This is a genomic window from Brevibacillus centrosporus (assembly GCF_003710815.1).
Taxonomy (GTDB): Bacteria; Bacillota; Bacilli; order Brevibacillales; family Brevibacillaceae; genus Brevibacillus; species Brevibacillus centrosporus.
The window spans coordinates 79,381-101,933 of the sequence record NZ_RHHP01000005.1 but is presented as its reverse complement, the minus strand read 5'-3'; the positions used below and the strand labels follow the sequence as shown (position 1 = coordinate 101,933).

The following is a 22,553-nucleotide window of genomic DNA, read 5'->3' as shown; positions in this document are numbered from 1 at the left end:
GGCTTTTATTCATGCCTGTTACCCCCCCATTTTTGTCCCCATTTTTCCATCTCTTTTAAAGCTGCCTGAAAGTCGCTTCCCTTTTCCGTTAACGTTTGGTTGTCTTTTCTCGCATCCTGCTGCCCCATGATTGCTCCCCCATAACTAACAAAAGGTTAGTAAGTCAATGGGGTTGGATAATATCCAAAATCTTTGCCTTCTTACATTATGTAATGACGTATTTTATACTGTCAATCAATGACAATCCCTGGTACCCTTCTTCAGCAAAACGAAGCGGTGTCCAGCAGAAAGAAGGCGAATGATATCATGTCTCGGGTTTAGTGCAGCCCTCGTCCTTGTTACCCCTATTGGTATCGCCATTTCCAATTCGATGGGCTGACGTGTCATCTTTCTTTTTCTGGCGATTCTCGGCGCAGTTCTTTTGCTAGTTCTGATCCGCTTGCTTCCGACCATGGAAGGACCCCCTGTTCCTTTCCGTTCCCAGCTTCAGCTCCTCCTGCATCCCGTACTTCTCCTGACCTTTTCCTTCACCCTTTTTCGGAAATCAGGAATTTCGATGATGAACACCTATGTCAGCCCGTATCTTTTCCAAGTCCTCCACTACAGCATCTCGGAAACAGGCCTTCTCATGCTCGTCTTAGGCCTGATCGGGGTACTTGGCGCAAGACTAGGGGGTCATGCCGCAGATAAATGGGGGACACGACGGATCATTCTGGTCGCCTTTTCCAAGCAAAAGCAGGCTCAGATCGTTTCCGGCTAATCGCTCTTCTGCTACCGCTATAAGAAAACCTCTATCGAGGTCATCTCATGGAGGAGCGACCGCGATTTATCGGAAGGTTATTCATGCTGAATCAGGTAGATGGCTCACGTCGTTTATACTTTCTGATTCAGTAAGAAAACCTCTATCGAGGCCTGTTCGAGGAGGAGCGACCGCGTTTTAGCGGAAAGTTTCCATGCGCTCCGGAATTCATAAGCATTACGCTTATAAATTCCTATACGTTAACAAAAAGCGTGCAACCCTTTATCCGGATTGCACGCTTTTTTGATCACGCGATTACGAGAAGAAGAATTTCTTCACAGCGTGTTTGGTTGTTTCTTTGTTCATGTGAGCGATCGACGTTGTGAGCGGAATGCCTTTCGGGCAAGCCTGTACGCAGTTTTGCGAGTTACCGCAATCACCGATACCGCCATCTTCCATCAAAGCTTCCAGACGCTCATGTCTGTTCATTTTACCAGTTGGATGCTCGTTGAACAGGCGAACTTGAGAAATCGCGAAAGGACCGATAAATTCGGATTTCGCATTTACGTTCGGGCAAGCTTCCAGACATACACCGCAAGTCATGCATTTGGACAGCTCATACGCCCATTGACGATCAACCTCGGGCATACGTGGACCAGGACCGAGGTCATGTGTACCATCGATTGGGATCCATGCTTTTACACGTTTCAGTGCGTCGAACATACGGCTGCGGTCAACGGACAGGTCACGTTGTACCGGGAATGTGCTCATAGGTTCGAGACGAATCGGCTGTTCGAGTTTATCGATCAACGCAGAGCAAGCTTGGCGTGGTCTTCCGTTGATGACCATCGAGCACGCACCACATACTTCTTCCAGGCAGTTCGATTCCCAGTTTACCGGAGCCGTTTTTTGGCCTTGTGCAGTCAAAGGATTACGCTGAATTTCCATTAGCGCGCCAATGACGTTCATGTTCGGACGGTAAGGAATTTTGAACTCTTCCTTGTACGGAGTGCTGTCAGGGCTATCTTGACGAGTAATAATCAGATGTACTAATTTTTCTGCCATGATCAGTTACCTCCTATCTATTAATGCTTTGTCGTATAGTCACGCTTACGTGGCGCGATCAGGGAAACGTCGATTTCTTCGTAGTAGATTTCTGGCGCAGTTGTTTCTGCATTGAACTTCGCCATAGTAGTCTTCATGAAGTTCTCGTCATCACGCTCAGGGAAATCTGGCTTGTAGTGAGCGCCACGGCTCTCGTCACGCTTGAGCGCACCGATCGTGATCGCACGGGACAGAACCAGCATGTTCCACAGGTGACGGGTAAACGCTGCACCCGAGTTGCTGAATTTGTTTGTATCGTTGATGTTGATATTTTTGTAGCGTTCCATCAGCTCTTGGATTTTATCGTCTGTTCTTTGCAGACGATCGTTGTAACGTACAACAGTTACGTTGTCCGTCATCCACTCACCCAGCTCTTTATGGATCAAGTAAGCATTTTCGGTACCATCCATTTTCAGGATGCTATCGTATTTCGCTTGCTCTTTGTTGGTGAAGCCATCGAAGAGTGTAGAGGACAGATCGTCTGCGGACTGCTTCAGACCTTCGATGTACTCGATTGCTTTTGGACCTGCTACCATACCGCCGAAGATCGCGGACAGGAGGGAGTTTGCACCCAGACGGTTCGCACCGTGTTGGGAATAATCGCACTCACCTGCTGCGAACAAGCCAGGGATGTTAGTCATTTGGTTGTAATCTACCCACATACCGCCCATGGAGTAGTGAACAGCAGGGAAGATTTTCATTGGAACTTTGCGCGGGTCATCCCCTACGAATTTCTCGTAGATCTCGATGATTCCGCCCAATTTAACATCGAGCTCTTTTGGATCTTTGTGAGACAGGTCGAGGTAAACAGTGTTTTCGCCGTTTACGCCCAGCTTCATGTCTACGCACACGCTGAAGATTTCACGTGTTGCGATGTCACGAGGTACCAGGTTACCGTACGCTGGATATTTTTCCTCCAGGAAGTACCAAGGTTTACCGTCTTTATATGTCCATACGCGTCCACCTTCACCACGAGCAGACTCAGACATCAGGCGGAGCTTGTCATCGCCTGGGATCGCTGTCGGGTGAATCTGGATCATTTCGCCGTTCGCGTAGATTACGCCTTGTTGGTAAGCTGCAGATGCTGCTGTACCTGTGTTGATGATTGAGTTGGTCGATTTACCGAAGATGATACCAGGTCCGCCAGTCGCCAGGATAACGGCATCCGCGCGGAAGGATTGAATTTCGCCGGAACGCATGTTTTGCGCCGTGATCCCTTTACAGGTACCGGTATCGTCCAAAACAGCTCCGAGGAAATCCCAATATTCATACTTGGTAACCAGACCTTCTGCTTCGTAGCGACGTACTTGCTCATCCAAAGCATACAAGAGCTGTTGACCAGTGGTTGCACCAGCAAATGCTGTACGGTGGTGCTGCGTTCCCCCGAAACGACGGAAGTCCAAGAGACCCTCAGGTGTACGGTTGAACATAACACCCATGCGGTCCAGCATGTAGATGATACCAGGTGCTGCGTCACACATCGCTTTAACTGGCGGTTGGTTCGCCAGGAAGTCGCCGCCGTAAACGGTGTCGTCGAAGTGAATCCAGGTGGAGTCGCCTTCCCCTTTGGTGTTTACCGCGCCGTTAATTCCGCCTTGGGCACAAACAGAGTGAGACCGTTTCACCGGAACCAGGGAGAAAAGCTGGACGGGAACGCCTTTTTCTGCTGCTTTGATGGTAGCCATCAAGCCGGCCAAACCACCACCGACAATGATTAGTTTACCTTTTGCCATAATGAAGTCCCCCTATCCCTATACAATGAAAGCTGACATCGCACGCAAGCCGATGTAAGTCACAACTACGAATACGATCAATGTGAAGTAAGTAGCGATACGTTGGGAACGTGGTCCAACTGTAATACCCCAGTGAACCAGGAACGACCAGATACCGTTAGAGAAGTGGAAAACAGTGCTGATGATACCGATGGCGTAGAACACGATCATTGCAGGGCTGCTGAAAATGTTCGCCATCATATCGAAGTCTACGGTTGCTCCCATTGCTTTAGCAATGCGGGTTTCCCATACGTGCCAAACAATGAAAATGAGCGTAATGATGCCTGTTACCCGTTGCCACAGGAACATTTGGTTCCGGAAGTAACCGAAGTTCCCTACATTTTGCTTTGCCTGGAAAGCAATGTAGATACCGTAAATCGCGTGAAACAGGATCGGGATGTAGATGAAAACGAATTCAACTACAAGAAGAATTGGAACGGATTCAATCGCGCCGACCGTAGTGTTGAAGGCTTCCGCTCCCCGGGTTGCTTGATAGTTTGCTGTCAAGTGAAACAGCAGGAACAGCCCGATTGGAAATAATCCGAGTAGTGAGTGTAGCTTGTGACTGAGAAAGCTATTGCCTTTCGCCATACTATGGTCCCCCTTTCAATGTATGTAACGCTCTTTTGATAGACCTTTCCCCCATATCCTAACCCATTGGATCATCCATTAGACATGACATAGTTCTCTCCACCACAATGTCTATATGCGTCGAAATGTGTCAGAACACGAAAAAAAGTTGGGCAAAACTTTGACCAAAACAATTGTACTCCTGTACTCGGGGAGCGTCAAGACAGTTAATAGACTAAATCCATTGATAGATCATACTTTTCTATCGGCGTTATTTTCCTATTATTCTGTCATAACAATTACAGGTTCCTCATAATCTAGTACAGACAGGAGGGAAGCAGAATGAAAGAGACGGATCAACTGTCCGCTTTACTGCCGCAAAAGTCTATCGCATATGCCGAACGCATGAACATGCCCTATCTCGGCTATCACGTCTTGCGAGAAGCACTCACCCACACCATGCTCGGTGAAAGCGAAAGCCCTATCCTTTATTGGCTCGGAAAAGACATTGGTGGGAAGATTCCCATCGAATCGGCAAACGGGATTGTTATGCCCTTCATTCGGCTAGGCTTGGGGCAGCTCGACTTGTTGGAAGAGTCGGAATCACGCATTCTCTTCAAGCTCTCTCACGCTATCTTCCCCTATATGTCTGAGCAGCGAAAAAGCCGTGCTCTTTCGCTAGAATGCGGTATCGTCGCAGGGGCGGTCGAACAGTGGAGAGGAAAGGAAACGACTGCTCAGCTCTTGCTCGAAGGCGAGACTGAAATACGCATTGAGGCATCCCATTAAAATCCTCGGTGGGATCAAATATGGGAAACCCCTCTTCCCAGGCAGGGAAGAGGGGAGTATAGCCGCATCGCCGAATTCAAATGCCTACAGTCCGTGTACGACAGCGGTTTCTGCCACGTCCAGTCCGTAAGCTGAGTGCAGGCTGCGAACAGCAAGCTCTGTCAAATGAGCTGGAATCACGCATGAAACCTTGATATCAGAAGTGGATACCATTTTAATAGAAATTTCTTGTTCAGCCAAAACGCGGAACATTTCAGCTGCAACCCCTGGATTGTTGATCATGCCGGAGCCGACGATCGATACTTTCGTCAAGCCTTCTTCATGATCCACCTTTTCAAAGCCTAGCGTTTGCTGATGGGCTTCCAGGGTATCCAGCGCCTTCTTCAAATCATCGGATGCGCACGTAAACGAGATGTTCGTAACAGCTGCATCATAGGAGCTTTGAATAATAATGTCTACATTGACTTGATGATCTGCCAGTGTATTGAAAAGGCGAGAGAGAGTCCCTACTTTCGCAGGCATCCCGACAACCGTAATTTTCGCAACATCTTCATCGTGTGCGACTCCACTTACCACTCTTCCTGTCTCCATGTTGGCAACCTCCTCTACGTACGTACCATCTTCAGCGGTAAAGCTGGAGCGGACCACCAGCCGTACCTTGTATTTTTTTGCGGCTTCTACTGAACGCGGATGCAGCACACCAGCTCCAAGATTCGCCAGCTCCAGCATCTCGTCATAGGAAATGCTGTCGAGCTTGCTGGCTGCCGGAACGACGCGTGGATCAGCCGTGTACACACCGGACACGTCTGTAAAAATCTCGCATTTCTCAGCATTCAAGCTGGCTGCCAAAGCCACTGCCGACGTATCCGAACCACCGCGGCCGAGCGTAGTGATCTCGCCCTCTTCACTGAGGCCCTGAAAGCCTGCCACGATAACGACGCGGCCACGCCCCAGCTCCGACTGAATGCGCGCGGCATCAATTTGCTGGATTCGCGCCCTCCCGTGGATCGACTCCGTGGTGATACCGGCCTGCCAGCCAGTCAGCGAAATGGCATCGTAGCCTTTCGTATGCAATGCCATCGACAAAAGCGCGATAGATACCTGCTCCCCCGTGGTCAACAGCATATCCATTTCCCGCTCTGACGGGTAAGACGTAATTTGCTTGGCCATATCCACCAAGACATCTGTGGATTTTCCCATGGCAGAGACTACCACAACGATATCGTGTCCCTCTTCTTTATAGCTGATAATCCGGTCCGCTACTCGCAAAATACGCTCAATGGTACCAACGGAGGTGCCTCCGTATTTCTGCACGATCAACCCCATGCTGGCTTCTCTCCCTTTTCCTATTCTCTCGTTTCCTATATGGTTTCGTATGGTTTCTATTTTTCTCAATGCGTAATATTACATTTACGCCATTTCCTGACATTTTCCCGTTCAGATCAGGCAGACTATTCATGAAGTTAAGACATTCGTAATTAGTAAAAAAGACACCGACGAGGATTGCACCTGCCGCTGTCTATTGTTTCGACATCCCGGTTCCTCCCTTCCAATACACGCGGACAGCAAAGCATGACAAAACCATTCATCATGACTCACACTGACACACCGTGAGATAGCTCTCCATCTGGCAACTGGTGATTGCGCAGATGACAGTCCTGCATTTGTTCAATGCAGACCCAGCATGGAGAGAGGCGGGTCCATCTCCACACTTCGGCGAATTCCCCTTTTCCATACCCTTCACAGATTCCCGATCTCAGGGAGGTACTCTTGGTTTTCGCGCCTCTACCTCACTCCATAATGGAAGTGAGGCTTACTATTCTGTTTGAATCGCATTATATCATGCGAATGAGTGAGGTTCAATTCCTTTTTGTCAGCCTATTACGATTCCAGCTTGCGCAAATGCGAAATGATCTCTTTTGCGAGCTTGTCGCCAATCCCCAGCTGCCTGAAGTCTTCTACCGTAGCTTCCCTCATTTTTTTCAAGGAGCCAAAGTGAGTAAACAGCAGCTTGCGGCGCTTTTCCCCGATTCCCGGGATTTCGTCGAGCTGCGAGGAAAGCATCGTTTTCGAACGAGACTGACGATGAAACGTAATGGCAAACCGGTGCACCTCGTCTTGTACGCGCTGCAGCAGGTAAAACTCATAGCTGTCCCGCTTGAGCTCAACCGGTTCAGGTGGATCACCGAACATCAGCTGTGCGGTTTTGTGCTTTTCATCCTTGGCGAGACCACAAACGGGGATGTACAGGCCCAGTTCATTTTCCAGCACGTCCATAGCCGCGCTTATTTGGCCCTTTCCGCCGTCGATCACGATCAGGTCAGGCATATGACCATCTTCCTTTAAAAGGCGCGAGTAACGGCGTCTGATGACCTCACGCATGGAGCCGTAATCATCCGGACCCTCTACCGTTTTGATTTTAAACTTGCGATATTCCCTTTTATCGGGTCGCCCGTCTGTAAAGACAACCATCGCAGACACTGGCTCTGTCCCTTGAATATTCGAGTTGTCAAACGCCTCAATCCGGTTTGGTGTGCCAATCCCGAGAATATGACCCAGGTTGTGGACAGCCTGAATCGTACGAGCATCATCCTTGGACATCAGCGCAAATTTCTCCTGAAGGGCAATCCGCGCATTTTCCGACGCCATTTGCACGAGCTCGCGCTTTTTGCTGCGCTTCGGTGCGTGGACTTTGACACCTAGCCATTCCGCCAGCAGATCCGGGTCACTGCTCTCCGGAAGCAAAATCTCTTTTGGCAAGGCATTTTGCTTGTCGTAGTAAAATTGGCTGACGTACGACATGAAGTCCTCTGCCTCGTCTCCATAATAAGGAAAGGAAGTCGTATCCCGCTCGATCATCTTGCCCTGACGCATGTAAAAGACCTGTACGCACATCCAGCCTTTTTCTACTGCATAGCCGATGATATCCCGATCCACTGTATCCATCATGGTGACCTTTTGTTTTTCCATCACCGCATCGATGCTGATGATCTGATCGCGGAATTCCTTTGCTCGCTCGAACTCCATGTTTTCGGCAGCCTGATGCATTTTTCCGGTCAGCTGCTGCTTCATTTCCTCATGCCCGCCATCGAGAAACTTGCTGATTTCCTCTACAAGCCGTTGGTTTTCTTCTTCTGCGACGTCCTGAATACAGGGCGCGAGACATTGCCCCATATGATAGTACAGGCACACCTGCTTTGGAATCGTCCGGCATTTGCGCAGTGGATAGAGCCGATCCAGCAGCTTTTTCACTTCGGAGGCTGCCCCGGCATTCGGGTATGGGCCAAAATAACGCGCTTTGTCCTTGATGACCTTGCGTGTGATTTCCAGCCGCGGCTGCTTTTCATTCGTAATTTTAATGTATGGATAAGTCTTGTCGTCCCGCAGCATGACGTTATAACGCGGGTTATGCTGTTTGATCAGGTTACACTCCAGGACCAAAGCCTCAATAGCCGAGGAGACGACAATATATTCAAAATCGACGATCTCGCTGACCAGAAGCTGCGTCTTCCCGTCGTGGCTACCGGTGAAATACGAACGGACGCGGTTTTTCAGGACCTTTGCCTTCCCGACGTAAATAATCTCACCGCTCTTGTTTTTCATCAGGTAGCAGCCTGGCTTTTCCGGAAGTACAGCCAGTTTATCTTTCAAGGAGCTGTTCAAGGCTGCTCCCTCCTTTTATCTTTCAATAGGAGAACACCCGGCTATGTGGCTGGGTGGAACACCCGGCTATGTGGCTGGGTGGAACACCCGGCTATGTGGCTGGGTGGAACACCCGGCCTCAGCGACCAGATGCAGATGGCTTTTCCAACACGTACAATTCGTCCTCCAGCGACGCAAACCGCTCTTGCAAAAGCTTTCTTGCGTCCTGCACACCCAGATTATAGAGAATGGGACCTAGCTGCTTCCAAAAAAAGTCGATCATCTCTTCCGTCTCCAGATTCCCCAGCTCTTCTCCACGCTGCTCGTGGAAAAAGCGCTGCACCTGATGGACGAGGTATTCTTTTTGTTCCCGGGACATTTTTTCCGCCATAGGCCGTTTGCGCACCCTTCCTCTATAACTCACGAAATAGGAATATACGTTCTTTCTCCATGTTACCACGGATCGTAGATGAAAAAAACTGCCGCCCTTTTGGTAAGAGCGACAGTTTTCTGGCTGTCTGATGATCTTAATGCTTGCGGCCACCCAGATACGCTTCTTTGACACGCTCGTCGTTCAAGAGCGATTCAGCCGTTCCGTCGAGTACGATCTGACCTGCTTCTAGCACGTACCCGTAATCCGCGATTTTCAACGCCTGCTTGACGTTTTGCTCCACGATGAGAACCGTCGTGCCTTCCGCATTGATCTGCTTGATTACTTTAAAAATATCCGATACGACAATGGGAGCGAGGCCCATAGAAGGCTCGTCCAGCAAAAGCAGCTTCGGACGGGACATCAATGCACGGGCAATCGCCAGCATCTGCTGCTGCCCTCCCGACATCGTACCACCAAGCTGAGACAAACGTTCCCGCAAAATCGGGAACCAATTCATCATCTTTTCCATATCGTCTTTGATGCCTTGTGCATCGTTGCGCTGGAAAGCACCCATCTCCAGGTTTTCCAGCACCGTCATTTTCCCGAGAATTTGACGGCCTTCCGGGACAAGCGCCAAACCTGCTTTCACGATCTGGTGCGGCTTGGAACCGTCAATCTTCTGCCCGCAAAACACGATGCCCCCGCTTTGCGGCTTTAGCTGCCCTGCAATGGTTCTCATCGTCGTTGTTTTGCCGGCACCGTTTGCACCGATCAGGGAAACGATTTTTCCCTCCGGCACTTCCAGAGAAATTCCCCGGATCGCTTTGATCTGCCCGTAGGAAGTCGTCAGGTTTTGAATACTCAGCATGCTTATTCCTCCTCCTTGCCGAGGTAGGCTTCAATGACGTCCGGATTGTTCTGCACCTCTTCAGGTGTACCATCGGCGATCTTCACACCGAAGTTGATGCAGACGACTTTATCGCACAGAGTCATGACCAGACCCATATCATGCTCAACCAAAAGCACGGTAATGCCGCTGTCGCGAATTTTGCGCACGAGCTCCGTCAAGGACTTCGTTTCACTTTCGATCATCCCTGCGGCTGGTTCGTCCAGTAAAAGCAGCTTTGGCTCAGTAGCTAGCGCGCGAGCAATTTCCAAGCGGCGCTGCTGTCCGTAAGCCAGCGTATCGGAACGAACGTCTCGCACGTCAGACAGCCCAACAAATTCGAGCAAAGCCTCTGCTTTTTTCTCGACTTCGCGCTCTTCCCTTCGTTGGCTTGGAGTGCGGAGCAGCGCTGCCCAGAAGCCAGCCTTCATCCGGGAATGGCAGCCGATCTTGACATTATCAAGCGCACTTAAATGACCAAACAGGCGAATATTCTGAAACGTCCGGGCGACGCCCATTTCTGTAATTTTGTTTGGGGCAACCCCGTTTAGCTCCTGCCCTGCAAACGAGAAGGTCCCCGTCGTCGGTGCAAAAATACCCGTTGCCATGTTAAAAATCGTCGTTTTCCCCGCTCCGTTCGGGCCGATCAAGCCGACGATCTCGCCTTCCTTCACACCAAAGGAAACGTCACGCAGGGCTGTGATCCCACCGAAGCTTTTTCCTACTTTCTTCAGTTCTAGCAGCACGTCACATTCCCTCCTTCGCTTCATTTCCCGCCTTGCCTTTGCGGCGGAGGAAAAGCTTTTGGAACGTATCGGCACCGATCAAGCCGTGCGGTCTAAATGCCATTACCCCTACCATGATCAAGCCGTACATCAGCATCTTGTACTCCGCCAAGCCACGCAGCACCTCTGGCAGAGCCGTCAGCACAAGCGCACCAAACAGAGGACCCCAAACAACTTCGCTTCCTCCGATAACGGCATAGGACAAAATCTCTACGACTTTGTGATAGTTAAAGTCGTCAGGTGTAATCGTCGTCGTGATGTGCGCATACAGACCGCCGCAAATCCCTGCCAGCACAGAGCCGATGATAAAGGCGAGCATTTTGTAATACGCAACCTGCAGCCCCATCGCACGAGCAGCTGTTTCGTCCGCTTTGATCGCTTCAAAGGCACGGCCCAGACGCGAGCGGTTCAGACGCAAAGTCAGGAACAGCACAACAGCGAACAGGAGCACCATAAACACGAATGTCGTCAATGACTTCATCTGAATGACGGAAATACCCAGCGATTGCGCTTTCAGCCCTATCGCTTTTTCGAAATCATATAAATAGTTCCCGATGGACTGCAGACCAGTAAGTCCCAGTGCACCGTTCGTAATTTTCATGTTCAGCAAAATAACGCGAATGACTTCACCAAACCCAAGCGTAGCGATCGCCAGATACAAGCCGTGGAGCTTCAAAGTCGGGGCTCCGATCAGCAAAGCGACGATCCCCGCAGCCAGTCCTCCAATGATGATCGCGATAAACAGCGGCACGTCCGCTTGCTTGGACAAAATACTCGCCGTAAAAGCACCAATGCTCATAAACCCTGCATGTCCCAACGAGAGCTGGCCGGTCGAGAGCGTGATATAGATACTAATCGCAAGAATGCTGTTTAGCAAAATAAATGTGAATACTTGTAAATTGTACGGATTCAATATATCCATCTCGTGTGCACCTCCTTTACGCTTTTCGTCCGAATAGTCCTTCCGGTTTCAACAGCAAAATGACGATAATCAAACCGAATGCCACTGCATCCCGGTACGAGGAATCTCCGTACGCTACCGTGAACACCTCGATCACCCCGAGTAGTACGCCGCATACCATCGCACCAGGAATGCTGCCGACACCACCCAGAATCAATACGGCCAGTCCTTTAAATCCAAGAGTCATCCCCATGGTTGGAATCAAAGCAGAATATGCCATCCCGATCAAAATACCCGCTACGCCCCCAAGAGCAGAAGCCAGCATGACGGTAACGATGATGACCATGTTCGTATTGATCCCCAGGATATTGGCGGTATCGGTATTTTCCGCTGTGGCCCGGATCGCTTTTCCCATTTTGGTCTTTTGAATCCAGAAGTGGAGGACAAACATCAGAATCAGTGCAATAGCGAGAATAATAAGATCCACACTGCGTATTTGGATGACGCCTAAATCAAACGTCTTGTCACCGAATGATTGCGGAAACGCACGAGAGTCTGCACCAAAGATTTTGTGCATCGCCTCTTCCACGAGAATCGCAAAACCAATGGTACTGATCAAGGACGCCAAGTGAGGAACGTTCTTTTTGCGCAAGGGACGCAAAGCTGTATATTCCAAAATAAGTCCCAGAATCGCAGATATGACGATCGACGCAACCAGCGCTACTCCAAGCGGCATCTGCATGCTCGTCATCAAGACGAGTCCGACCAGCGAGCCAAAAATAAAGATCTGTCCATGCGCCATGTTAATGATGCCCAAGACACCGAAAATGAGCGTATAGCCCAAAGCAATCAACGAATAGGTACTACCAACTGTCAAGCCATTGACTAATTGCTGCCAAAACAACTGCCTCACCTCACTGTAAAGTGGTTCTATCACCTTCGAGACGCACGCCTAAAGTCCTGGTCAGACCGCTGGAGCGCGGAAAGTTATTCTGGCTGGATCAGCAAGTAAAAGATCGGCGTTTATACTTACTGATCCAGTTAGAAAACTTGGCCCCGCCATATTAGACGGAGCCCCTTCTTACTGGTAGGACATGCGCTTGGCAGATGACGAACGTAGTTTACTTCCTCGTTTGTTGAAAGAAGAGCCCGGGAGTCCCCGGGCAGCATCCCTTATTCAAAAGGAACGAATTTACCATCCTTTGCTACTACAACAACGGCATCTCCAATTGGGTTGCGTTTTTCGTCAAAGGACAATTTGCCGGATACACCGGTAAAGTCTTTCAGCTGAGCCAGTTGGTTACGCAATTCTTCACGCTCAGCTTTGCCAGCACCCAGGAGGGATTGGGACATGATGTACAGAGAGTCGTAAGCTTGAGCAGCGAATTGGTCAGGCTTCTTGTTGTATTTTGCTTCGAATGCTTTTACGAAGGCTTGTACTTTGTCATCTTGTTTTTCTGGGCTGAAAGGTGTTGCTACGATCAAACCGTCAGCTGCAGGACCTGCTATTTCAAATACTTTCGGGTTGTTGAAGCCGTTACCGCCCAGGATCGTTGCTGTGATACCCAGTTCGCGAGCTTTTTTCACTACCATGGAGCCTTCTTTGTACAGGGCGGATACCAAAAGCGCATCCGGGTTGGTTTGCTTCAGCTTGGTCAGCTGAGCGGAGAAGTCAACATCGCCGTTGGAGAAAGTAGCTTCGCCAGTGATCTCCAGACCCATTTTTTCAGCAGTAGCTTTCATCACTTTGTAGCCGTTTACGGAGAAGTCATCGTTTGATGCATAGATCAATGCTACTTTCTTGATGCCTTTTTTCTCCACAGCAGCTTTCATCGCGGTTGGAATCGCGATGGACTCAGGCAAGGAGTTGCGGAATACGTATTCACCGATATCGTTAATGCCTTCAGAAGTGTTGGAGATACCAAAGATCGGAACTTCCGCTTCGTTCGCAACTGGACCTGCCGCGAACATTTCACCGGATAGAGTAGGCCCGATGATCGCTACCACATTATCCTGATTTATCAGTTTATTTACAGCGTTAATTGCCCCTTCTTTTTCTCCGCCAGAATCTTCAAACTTTAATTCCATCTTGAGTTTGCCTTTGTTCGCTTCGTTCAACTCGCCCAAAGCCAACTCCAGACCTGCTTTTTGTGCTTCGCCGTACGCTGCACCCGAACCGGACAAGAACCCAACCACACCGATTTGTGCTGTAACTTCTCCACCGGCACCTTCTGCTGCTGGAGTCTGTGCTGGTGTGGAACCTCCGTTTGCTGCTGGTGCTGCACTATTTCCGCTAGAACATCCTACCATCAATACGGCACCCAATGAAATCGTCGCCAGTGACTTGAGTAAGCTGAACCCTTTCATCATGAAAAGCCTCCCTTAATTTTTATAAATCTTTCTAAAAAAATTGAATATATGAATTTTAATCAATGTATTACGAAAACGCAATCAATTTTCTCTCTTTAAACTTTGTTTTTTGACAAACGATCGCTCAGAATTTTTATGCTCTTGTTAAAAATCCAATCCTTTCGGCGATGTCGATTCAGGCCAGAAAGCTAGTGGCCTCATGGGTTTTCCCCTACCGAATCGACCGCCATACTTCCGTTTAATCACACGAAAAAACGGCACCCTCGAAGGATGCCGTTCCCTACCTGTCAACAGGTATTTTTTTACAGATGTTTGCCAACGGTTGCCATCAAAGCTTCTTTTGGTTGGAAGCCGATGACTTTGTCAACAGGTTGACCGTCTTTGAAAACGATCAGGGTTGGGATGGACATTACGCCAAAGCGTCCAGCGGAGCCTGGGTTGTCATCCACGTTTACTTTTACGATTTTGAGCTGGGAGCCCACTTCGCTGTCGATTTGCTCCAAAACAGGAGCGATCATTTTGCAAGGGCCGCACCAAGGTGCCCAGAAGTCAACCAGGACAGTACCGCCTTGCTCTACTTCCTGGGAAAAGTTTTGGTCCGTTCCATTTACAATTGCCATGAGTAATTACCCCCTAGAATTCAATTACGGAAAAAGGTTCCACACGCACAGTATATCATCCAATCCTGAAAATGACTACGGCGCCGAGCACTTTGGACGCACTTCACGCTTTAGTCTATCCACTCTTATGCTGCTCTCATTCATCGTGTGAAACACAGGGGCATGGACAAGGAAAAAAGCGCCCGCTATTTACGGACGCTTTTGTTCTATAAGTCAGGCTGGACTACACCAATACCTTTTTGAATTCGGCTGTCAGAAGGGGAACGACTTCGAACAGATCGCCTACGATCCCGTAATCGGCCACTTGGAAAATCGGCGCTTCCGGATCCTTGTTGATCGCGACGATGACCTTCGAGCTGGACATCCCAGCCAAGTGTTGAATGGCTCCGGAGATGCCGCACGCGATGTACAGGTCAGGAGTAACGACTTTCCCTGTTTGACCGATTTGCATGGAGTAATCGCAGTAGTCAGCATCGCACGCACCACGGGATGCGCCGACCGCTGCACCCAGTACATCCGCCAGCTCATTCAGCGTGTTGAAGCCTTCCGCACTCTTCACGCCACGACCACCGGAAATGATCACTTTGGCCTCGGAAAGATCCACTTTGCCACTGGTTTTGCGTACGACTTCCTTCACGATAGAACGCAGATCCTTGATTTCCAGCTCCACAGGAACCACCGTTGCCGTTTTGGAAGCGTCTGCTGCGCCAATAGCGATATTGTTTGGTCGTATAGTAACGAAAGTTGTTCCATCAACAAATTTACGTTGTTGAAAAGCTTTTCCTGCGTAGATCGGACGAACGAATACCTCTCCTGCTTCCAGGCTTGTTACGTCGGAAACCAGACCGTATCCGAGACGAGCAGCTACGCGCGGTGCTACATCGCGTCCGATGGCCGTGTGACCGAGGACAATCGCATCCGGATTTGCCAGCTCAATCAGTTGAACCAGTGCTTGCGTAAAGGCATCTGGTGTATATTGTGCAAGTGCACTGTGGTCAGCTGTATAAACGGTGCTTGCACCATGCTGTCCGAGAGTCGCTGCGAGTCCTGCTGCATTTGAGCCAAAAACAGCTGCTGTCACTTCACCGCCGTCTGCCAATGTAGAAGCGGCAGCCAAAGCTTCCAGCGACACGTTGCGAAGTTGTCCGTCACGAACTTCTGCCAATACCAGTACTTTTTTCATGGATATCCTCTCCTTCTCGCTTAGATCACTTTCGCTTCGCTGCGCAACAATTGCACCAGTTCTGACGCCTGAGCCGCCAGTTCACCAGAGAGAATTCGTCCTGCTTGCTTTTTCGGTGGCAGCGTTTGATCCACGATCTCTGTTTTTGCTTTGACAGCAGCTACATCCAGCCCCAGATCATCTGCAGACAGGCGATCCAAAGGTTTTTTCTTCGCTTTCATGATCCCTGGAAGGGAAGGATAGCGCGGTTCGTTCAGACCTTGCTGTGCCGTGATCAGTACTGGCAGGCTCGTTTCTACTACTTCGAGGTCGCCTTCCACGTCTCGTTCTACACGCACGGCTGTGCCGTTCACTTCCAATTTCACGACAGTGGACACATGGTTGATTCCCAGCTCTTCCGCCAGACGAGGCCCGCCTTGTCCCGCGCCAGAGTCTACCGCCATCTGTCCGCCGATGATGATGTCATAGCCGACCTTTTGTGCGACAGCTGCCAGCACTTTTGCTGTCGTGAACTCATCACCGAAGAGCTCCTCGTCGTCTACGAGAACGGCTTTATCTGCACCCATCGCCAAAGCAGTACGCAGTGAGCTCTCCGCGCGATCTGGGCCGATGCTGATGACAGTTACTTCGCCGCCGTGCTCTTCTTTCAGCTTGATTGCCTCTTCTACTGCGTACTCATCGTACGGGTTGATGATAAACTCTACACCATCTTCGGAAATTTTTCCGTTTTGGATAACGATTTTTTCTTCGGTATCAAAGGTTTGCTTCATCACAACCAAGATATTCATTTCGTTGCCCTCCCTCGAAATGGTATTGCAGAAATGACCTCTTTAGCGGTCAGCGAAATTCGGTTTGCGTTTTTCTAAAAAGGCACCTACGCCTTCTTTTACATCTTCGGAGGTGAATGCTTCGCCAAACAGGGTTGCTTCTTTTGCCAAACCTTCTGACAAAGGAAGATCCACTGCGCCTTGGACGGCAGCAAGCGCCAGCTTTAAGGTAACTGCGCTCTTCGTCGCGATCGTTGCAGCCAGCTTTTTAGCTTCCTCCAGCAGCTGCTCTGCCGGATATACCGCTTCCACAAGACCGATGCGATGAGCTTCCTCGCCACCTATCATTTCGGAAGTGAGGATCAGCTGTGTCGCTTTCCCGCGACCGACCAGACGTGGCAAGCGCTGCGTACCTCCGTATCCAGGAATCAATCCCAGATTCAACTCAGGCAATCCAAGCTTGGCTTCTGGTGCAGCCAGTCGAATGTGGCAGGCCATCGCCAGCTCCAGCCCTCCGCCCAGGCATGCTCCATTAATAGCGGCAATGATCGGCTTCGGGAATTTCTCCATACGGTCAAACAGCGCTTGGCCATTTTTCGCCATTGCTTCGGCATCGGCCGGCAGCAGCTCAGTAAATTCCTTGATATCTGCTCCTGCAACGAAAAAACGTCCTTCCCCGGTCACAACGATTGCTTTGATCTCGGTATCTTTCTCCCATTGATCCAGCAGTTCACCAAGCTGTGCCAGCACAGGCTTGCCTAATGCATTGGCAGGCGGGTTGGTGATCGTAGCTACAGCTACACGATCGACGATCTGCACATTCCAACGCGAATCCATTTCTCTCCCCCCAAGCTCTATCTTAAGTAAGTTTCTATTGGAGTTCTTTCGTTTCTGAGCGATCGCTCAGTATCGCATTCTTATTGTATCAAAGGTGTCACTTCAAAAAAAGCTTTTTCTTTCATCATTTTCCTTTCAAACCGTACAGGAAGAGGTTATGAACGGAATCCGTATAAGAGACCAGGTCGTACTTGCACTGCTTCATCACCCAAGACGTCGTGACTTCATCCAGCGTACCAAAAATCATTTTCCGCGCTACCCGCACATCCAGGTCTGGGTTCAAAATGCCTTTGTCGATCCCTTCACAAAGCACTTCGTCGATCAGGTCGAAGTACTGCTTCATGACATTCCCGATCCCTTCGCTGATGACAGGATTGGACTGGCGCAGCTCGATTTGCGTCACTTTCGCAAACTCATGATCCAATGAAAGCTGGCTAAAGTGAGCATGAACGAGTACATATAATTTTTGCTCGATGGATGATGCCTCTGCGATGTGTCTCCGGTTTGTTTCAACAAAATGACCCATCTTTTCGTTGAACAGAGAAATCAAAATATCATCCTTGTTTTCAAAATAGAGGTAGATCGTGCCGTCCGCTACCTTCGCCTCTTTTGCAATCTTGGATACCTGGGCATTATGATAACCCTGACGAGCGATGACACGAACAGCTGCATCAATAATGGCCTGATACTTTTCCCCCGTTTTCTTTGCCATACATACCTCCATCTTTACTAGCACTGACAATAAAATGAATGACCATTCATTCATAATCAGTTTATATCAGCCGATGATTCATGTCAATCATCGCTGGCTGCAATTCCAGAATTGTGTCTACACTTTCCAGCCCGCAATTCGGGGCAGGTCCATCTCCTACCGTTTGTGGGAAACAGACCTGCTTCGTTTTGCTCCTAGCTGGTTTTACTTTCACTGCTCTTTGCTTCTCTTCGCTTTTTATCCTCGTCCTGCAGCTGACGCCGGAGTACCTTGCCTACCATCGTCTTAGGCAGATCAGAACGGAATTCGTATTGCCTCGGGATTTTATAAGCTGCCAGCCGCTCGCGACAATGCTTTTCGATCTCATCCTCGCTCGCCTGCTGGCCTTTCTTGAATACGATGAACGCTTTGACCGTTTCTCCGCGGTACGGGTCGGGAACCCCGATGACAGCTGCCTCCTGAATCATCGGATGCTCGAACAGAACCTCCTCGACTTCTCGTGGATAAATATTGAAGCCGCCTGCGATGATCATGTCCTTTTTGCGATCTACGATGTAGAAATAGCCCTCTTCGTCCATATACCCCATATCGCCTGTCAAAAGCCAGCCATCCTGCAAGATCGCCGCTGTCTCTTCCGGGCGGTTCCAGTAGCCTTTCATCACCTGAGGTCCTTTGACTGCCAGCTCTCCGATTTCCCCTTGTGGCAAAGCTTCTCCGGTAGCGGTATCGACAATCCTGCAGTCGGTATCCGGCCAAGGCAATCCAATACTTCCGGAAATTCGTTTGTCCCAGATCGGATTCGAATGAGTCACTGGCGAGGCTTCGGTCAGTCCGTACCCCTCTACAAGCTTGCCGTGCGTCAGCTCCTCGAATTTGCTCTGCACCTCGAGCGGCAATGGGGCTGATCCGCTCACACAAGCCTCGATGGAGGACAGATCATGATTTTTCAAATCGGGATGATTGATGAGGGCGATGTACATCGTCGGAGCGCCTGGAAACAGGGTAGGCTTTCGCTTGTCGATCATCTCAAATATTTGTTTGACCTCGTATTTGGGCACGAGAATGATCTCTGCTGCGATCGAGATCCCTTTGTTCATCACCGTCGTCATCCCGTACACATGGAAGAGAGGCAGGGCTCCAAGGATTCGTTCCTTGCCCTTTTTTAGCTTGTAGAGCACAGCCTGGCATTGGATGGCATTGGCAATGAGATTGCCATGTGTCAGCATCACGCCTTTGGCTACCCCTGTCGTACCACCGGTATACTGCAAAAGGGCGATGTCTGCCTCTGGGTCAATTTCTGTTTTCACCGGTGTGGTAGCGCTTTCTTTTATAATAGAAAGAAAAGGCTCAACTTCGCTGCCATACGGTATTTGCGGATTGTGTCCTTGTTTCTTTTGGACCAACGGATACAGCATTTTCTTGACGAATGGAAGGAAATCTCCAACGCTCGTTACGATTACTCGTTTCAGTGGAGTGGATGCCTTTACAGAAGAAACGCGCTTGTATAACAAGTCAAGGGTGATGATGGTCTCTGCGCCTGAATCGTTCAGCTGATGGATGAGCTCCCTTTCTGTATAGAGGGGATTGGTCATCACGACAATGGCACCTGCAAACAAGGCACCGTAATAGCTGACGACCGCCTGTGGAGTGTTTGGCAGCATGATGGCAACGCGATCGCCCTTTTTCACTCCACGACGAATGAGTCCGTGGGCGAATTGGTACGACATCTGCAACAGCTCACGATAGGTAATACGCTTTCCCATAAAATAAATCGCATAGTTATCTGGATACTCTGCGGCTGACTGCTCCAAAAAAAACGTCAGTGGAACACGGGGGTATTCCAATGAGGGTGCAGTTTCTGGCGGGTAATTCGCAATCCAAGGCTTGGCATTTGACATGGGCGTTCCCTCCATCCAAAATTGGCCTTGCCTCTCCCGTAAGATCCGCTTTCACAATCTCTTCCTTCTTCTTATTTTATTCGAAAAATAGCTAATTTTACAACTAATTAGCAAATTCGCCTTCCCACGATTTTCTTGCTGTCCCTTCAAAGCGAAAACAGCAAAAAAGGGCTGCCAATCATGCAGCCCTTCTGTTGCTTGAAGGAAGAGATTTATGGGGTCGTTGCGTGGACGATTTGCTGACGCACGCGCTCCCGTTCCGAGCTTGGCACCAAGTGATACCAGCCCAAAATGCCATTGTGCCAAATGCGTTCGTCTTGACCAATTAGGGTGTCCGTATGAATCGCATTCGGTGTCGGATCCCCGTAGGAGATGAGCAGCGAAGCGATCTCCCCTTCTGTCAAATCCGTTTTGACGTGATTGCCCACAATCTCCATCAAAGAAAATGCCTTCGCATACGCCTGCACGCTCGATCCCTTGGAAGCAAGCGCACGGACGATTTCCTGCTGGCGATTGATGCGCTGGTAATCACTGTCCTCTTTGCCAAGATCACTTTTTCGGTAACGCGCGTAGTCGAGCGCCTGCTCCCCAGATAGGGTTTGCAAGCCAGGCTTGATGTCGATAAAGGTGTCATCGCTTGGGTCACTGTATTTCATCCGCTTTTTCACATCGACCGAAACGCCTCCGAGCTCGTCGACGATTTGGCGAAATCCATCAAAATCTACAGACATGTATCGATCGATCTTTACTTGTAAAAATTTCTCCAACGCTTCCTTCACCATTTTGGGACCGCCAAAAGCCATCGCGTGGTTGACTTTATCGTATCCCTTTCCGCCAAGCTCCATATAGCTGTCCCGTGGTATGGATAAGAGATAAGCGCCTTGCTTGGCAGGATGAATTGCGGCCAGCATGATGGTATCTGAGCGAGCACTCTCGCCATCCCTGCTGTCTACCCCGAGCAGCAGCATCAAAAAAGGCTTCATTGGCTCTGTACCTGCCAGAAAATCCCGAGGCGGCAAAGAAGCAGAGGCCTGCGTGCTATTTCCGTTTTTTTCTTCGATAGGGGCATACCATTTTTGTGTCATCTGTTTGTATTGATAGGCTGTGTACGCTACCGCGACGAGCGCTCCTATCAACATGCACGATATCGTGTGAAACGCGATTTTTTTCCAATTCTTCCTCAAAAAAGAAAAGAGCATCATAGCAAAGAGCCTCCCCCTATTCTAGCAAAACCCCCGTCTTTACGAATTCAGACAGGGACTTGCTTTCATTCTTAACAGGAGAGGCTCTCTTTAAACATTTTGGAGTATTCGTTTTTCTTGGTGGATGCTGCTTTTAGTCGCGTTCCACAACCATGGCCATTCCCATTCCGCCGCCAACGCACAGAGCTGCGAGGCCACGTTTTAGCTGACGGCGTTTCATTTCATGGAGCAGTGTAATGACAATACGGCAGCCTGTAGATCCTACAGGGTGGCCGAGCGAGATACCGCTTCCATTTACATTCGTGATTTCGCGCGGGAGCTCCAGCAGCTTTTCTACCGCCAGATACTGGGCAGCAAAAGCTTCATTGACCTCAATCAGCTCGATGTCAGACAAGGAGAGTCCTGCTTTCGCCAGCGCCTTTTTGACAGCGGGTACAGGGCCATACCCCATCAGATCTGGCTCCACGCCTGCCCACGCCCACGATACGATTCGTCCGAGCGGCTCAATCCCGAGCTCTTTTGCTTTTCCTTCCTTCATGAGGATCGCAGCAGATGCCCCGTCATTCAGTCCCGATGCATTGCCTGCTGTCACCGTTCCATCTGCGCGGAAGCCTGGCTTCAGCTTGGCAAGCCCCTCCAGCGATACGTCTCTGCGAGGAAATTCATCTGTGGCCACGAGTGTCTCCTGCCCTTTCTTTTTGACAGGTACAGGGATGATTTCTTCTGCAAACAGACCGTTGTCGATGGCTCGAATCGCATTTTGCTGACTGCGCAGTGCAATCACATCCTGCTCCTCCCGGGTAATGCCGTAGCGATCAACCAATCGCTCTGCCGTTTCGCCCATTAAAATCTGGTGGTGTGGATCGGTCAAGAGATCCCACATGGCATCCGTCATTTCGCCGTGCATCAGGCGTTTTCCCCAGCGAGCGTTTTTCAGCACATAAGGAGCATTGCTCATACTCTCTACGCCACCCGCGATCACGATCTCACTGTCACCGAGCAAAATTTCAGACGCGCCGCTTGCCAGAGCTTGCATGCCGGAAGCGCATTGACGCTGCACCGTAAAGCCCGTCACTTCTTTCCCGAGTCCGGCATCAATCGCGACGACACGGGCGATGTTTGCTTCATCACTTCGTTGAATGCAGTTGCCGAGGATCACTTCATCAATCTGGCTCGCCTGAACTCCCGATTTGTCCAATACTCCCCGAATAACGGTTTCCGCCAGCTTGCGAGCGCTTACATCTTTCAGTACACCACCAAAAGAGCCGATTGGCGTACGCCCAGCAGCGGCAATGACTACTTGCTCCTTCATTGTTTCTCCCTCCATTGCGGCAAAGCTTCCACCAGAGCAGCCTTTGGCAGAAGCTTTCGTATTTTTCTCTATTATCGCACAGATGAGTTAC

At 49.9% G+C, this 22,553-nt stretch carries 22 protein-coding genes and 1 riboswitch; of the genes, 2 read left to right on the top strand and 20 right to left on the bottom strand.

Translation table 11 applies throughout. The annotated features are described in order from the left end of the window. Nucleotides 1-5: 5 nt before the first annotated feature. Entirely contained in the window at nucleotides 6-128 is a 123-nt protein-coding gene (locus EDM55_RS06810; RefSeq protein ID WP_246071160.1) for a winged helix-turn-helix transcriptional regulator, read from the bottom strand. A 257-nt stretch (nucleotides 129-385) separates the two neighbouring features. On the opposite strand from EDM55_RS06810, the gene EDM55_RS06805 reads away from it, so the two are divergent. Then, nucleotides 386-760, top strand: a complete 375-nt coding sequence (locus EDM55_RS06805; RefSeq protein ID WP_122959914.1) for an MFS transporter — start codon at nucleotides 386-388, stop codon at nucleotides 758-760. A gap of 294 nt (nucleotides 761-1,054) precedes the next feature. Here the strand turns inward: EDM55_RS06805 and sdhB are convergent, their stop codons facing one another. Genes sdhB through EDM55_RS06790 form a run of 3 tightly spaced genes read right to left on the bottom strand, consistent with a single transcriptional unit; the run spans nucleotide 1,055 to nucleotide 4,206 of the window. Next, nucleotides 1,055-1,804: a succinate dehydrogenase iron-sulfur subunit gene (gene sdhB / locus EDM55_RS06800; protein WP_092274192.1), complete on the bottom strand. Its 750-nt coding sequence runs from the start codon at nucleotides 1,802-1,804 to the stop codon at nucleotides 1,055-1,057. A gap of 20 nt (nucleotides 1,805-1,824) precedes the next feature. After that, nucleotides 1,825-3,576 (bottom strand): succinate dehydrogenase flavoprotein subunit, encoded by a 1,752-nt coding sequence (gene sdhA / locus EDM55_RS06795; protein ID WP_092274195.1) that lies wholly within the window; start codon nucleotides 3,574-3,576, stop codon nucleotides 1,825-1,827. Nucleotides 3,577-3,594: 18 nt separating this feature from the next. Continuing rightward, nucleotides 3,595-4,206: a succinate dehydrogenase cytochrome b558 subunit gene (locus EDM55_RS06790; protein ID WP_122959913.1), complete on the bottom strand. Its 612-nt coding sequence runs from the start codon at nucleotides 4,204-4,206 to the stop codon at nucleotides 3,595-3,597. Nucleotides 4,207-4,527: 321 nt separating this feature from the next. Here EDM55_RS06790 and EDM55_RS06785 point away from each other — a divergent pair, with 321 nt between their 5' ends. After that, nucleotides 4,528-4,974 (top strand): DUF2507 domain-containing protein, encoded by a 447-nt coding sequence (locus EDM55_RS06785; protein WP_122959912.1) that lies wholly within the window; start codon nucleotides 4,528-4,530, stop codon nucleotides 4,972-4,974. Nucleotides 4,975-5,058: 84 nt separating this feature from the next. Here the strand turns inward: EDM55_RS06785 and EDM55_RS06780 are convergent, their stop codons facing one another. From EDM55_RS06780 to EDM55_RS06705, 16 genes are all read right to left on the bottom strand, one after another. Next, nucleotides 5,059-6,300 carry an aspartate kinase gene (locus tag EDM55_RS06780; RefSeq protein ID WP_092274202.1) on the bottom strand — a complete coding sequence of 414 codons (1,242 nt, stop codon included), beginning with the start codon at nucleotides 6,298-6,300 and terminating at the stop codon, nucleotides 5,059-5,061. A gap of 282 nt (nucleotides 6,301-6,582) precedes the next feature. Then, nucleotides 6,583-6,770: riboswitch (Lysine riboswitch) on the bottom strand. Between the two features lie 85 nt (nucleotides 6,771-6,855). After that, nucleotides 6,856-8,637, bottom strand: coding sequence for an excinuclease ABC subunit UvrC (gene uvrC / locus EDM55_RS06775; RefSeq protein ID WP_092274205.1), 1,782 nt, complete (start codon nucleotides 8,635-8,637; stop codon nucleotides 6,856-6,858). 118 nt (nucleotides 8,638-8,755) lie between these two features. Continuing rightward, the gene (locus tag EDM55_RS06770) at nucleotides 8,756-9,007 is read right to left on the bottom strand and encodes a DUF2164 domain-containing protein (RefSeq protein WP_092274209.1); all 252 of its coding nucleotides are present in this window, start codon (nucleotides 9,005-9,007) and stop codon (nucleotides 8,756-8,758) included. Nucleotides 9,008-9,143: 136 nt separating this feature from the next. Continuing rightward, entirely contained in the window at nucleotides 9,144-9,857 is a 714-nt protein-coding gene (locus tag EDM55_RS06765; RefSeq protein WP_092274212.1) for an ABC transporter ATP-binding protein, read from the bottom strand. A gap of 2 nt (nucleotides 9,858-9,859) precedes the next feature. Beyond that, the gene (locus tag EDM55_RS06760; protein ID WP_092274216.1) at nucleotides 9,860-10,621 is read right to left on the bottom strand and encodes an ABC transporter ATP-binding protein; all 762 of its coding nucleotides are present in this window, start codon (nucleotides 10,619-10,621) and stop codon (nucleotides 9,860-9,862) included. A 1-nt stretch (nucleotide 10,622) separates the two neighbouring features. Continuing rightward, a complete protein-coding gene (locus EDM55_RS06755) occupies nucleotides 10,623-11,582 on the bottom strand; it encodes a branched-chain amino acid ABC transporter permease (RefSeq protein ID WP_122959911.1) in 960 nt (319 codons plus the stop codon). Between the two features lie 16 nt (nucleotides 11,583-11,598). Next, a complete protein-coding gene (locus tag EDM55_RS06750; protein ID WP_092274224.1) occupies nucleotides 11,599-12,465 on the bottom strand; it encodes a branched-chain amino acid ABC transporter permease in 867 nt (288 codons plus the stop codon). 269 nt (nucleotides 12,466-12,734) lie between these two features. Continuing rightward, nucleotides 12,735-13,928 carry an ABC transporter substrate-binding protein gene (locus tag EDM55_RS06745; RefSeq protein WP_122959934.1) on the bottom strand — a complete coding sequence of 398 codons (1,194 nt, stop codon included), beginning with the start codon at nucleotides 13,926-13,928 and terminating at the stop codon, nucleotides 12,735-12,737. Nucleotides 13,929-14,233: 305 nt separating this feature from the next. After that, nucleotides 14,234-14,551, bottom strand: a complete 318-nt coding sequence (gene trxA, locus EDM55_RS06740) for a thioredoxin (RefSeq protein ID WP_055742968.1) — start codon at nucleotides 14,549-14,551, stop codon at nucleotides 14,234-14,236. 223 nt (nucleotides 14,552-14,774) lie between these two features. After that, nucleotides 14,775-15,734, bottom strand: coding sequence for an electron transfer flavoprotein subunit alpha/FixB family protein (locus tag EDM55_RS06735; RefSeq protein ID WP_122959910.1), 960 nt, complete (start codon nucleotides 15,732-15,734; stop codon nucleotides 14,775-14,777). Nucleotides 15,735-15,754: 20 nt separating this feature from the next. After that, nucleotides 15,755-16,522 (bottom strand): electron transfer flavoprotein subunit beta/FixA family protein, encoded by a 768-nt coding sequence (locus tag EDM55_RS06730; protein WP_092274230.1) that lies wholly within the window; start codon nucleotides 16,520-16,522, stop codon nucleotides 15,755-15,757. A 42-nt stretch (nucleotides 16,523-16,564) separates the two neighbouring features. After that, nucleotides 16,565-17,338, bottom strand: coding sequence for an enoyl-CoA hydratase (locus EDM55_RS06725; RefSeq protein WP_092274233.1), 774 nt, complete (start codon nucleotides 17,336-17,338; stop codon nucleotides 16,565-16,567). Nucleotides 17,339-17,462: 124 nt separating this feature from the next. Next, nucleotides 17,463-18,050: a fatty acid metabolism transcriptional regulator FadR gene (gene fadR, locus EDM55_RS06720; RefSeq protein ID WP_092274238.1), complete on the bottom strand. Its 588-nt coding sequence runs from the start codon at nucleotides 18,048-18,050 to the stop codon at nucleotides 17,463-17,465. Between the two features lie 194 nt (nucleotides 18,051-18,244). Then, a complete protein-coding gene (locus EDM55_RS06715) occupies nucleotides 18,245-19,948 on the bottom strand; it encodes an AMP-binding protein (RefSeq protein ID WP_122959909.1) in 1,704 nt (567 codons plus the stop codon). A gap of 212 nt (nucleotides 19,949-20,160) precedes the next feature. Next, nucleotides 20,161-21,150 carry an LCP family protein gene (locus EDM55_RS06710; protein ID WP_092274245.1) on the bottom strand — a complete coding sequence of 330 codons (990 nt, stop codon included), beginning with the start codon at nucleotides 21,148-21,150 and terminating at the stop codon, nucleotides 20,161-20,163. Between the two features lie 133 nt (nucleotides 21,151-21,283). Continuing rightward, nucleotides 21,284-22,462, bottom strand: a complete 1,179-nt coding sequence (locus tag EDM55_RS06705; protein WP_092274249.1) for a thiolase family protein — start codon at nucleotides 22,460-22,462, stop codon at nucleotides 21,284-21,286. Nucleotides 22,463-22,553 lie beyond the last annotated feature (91 nt).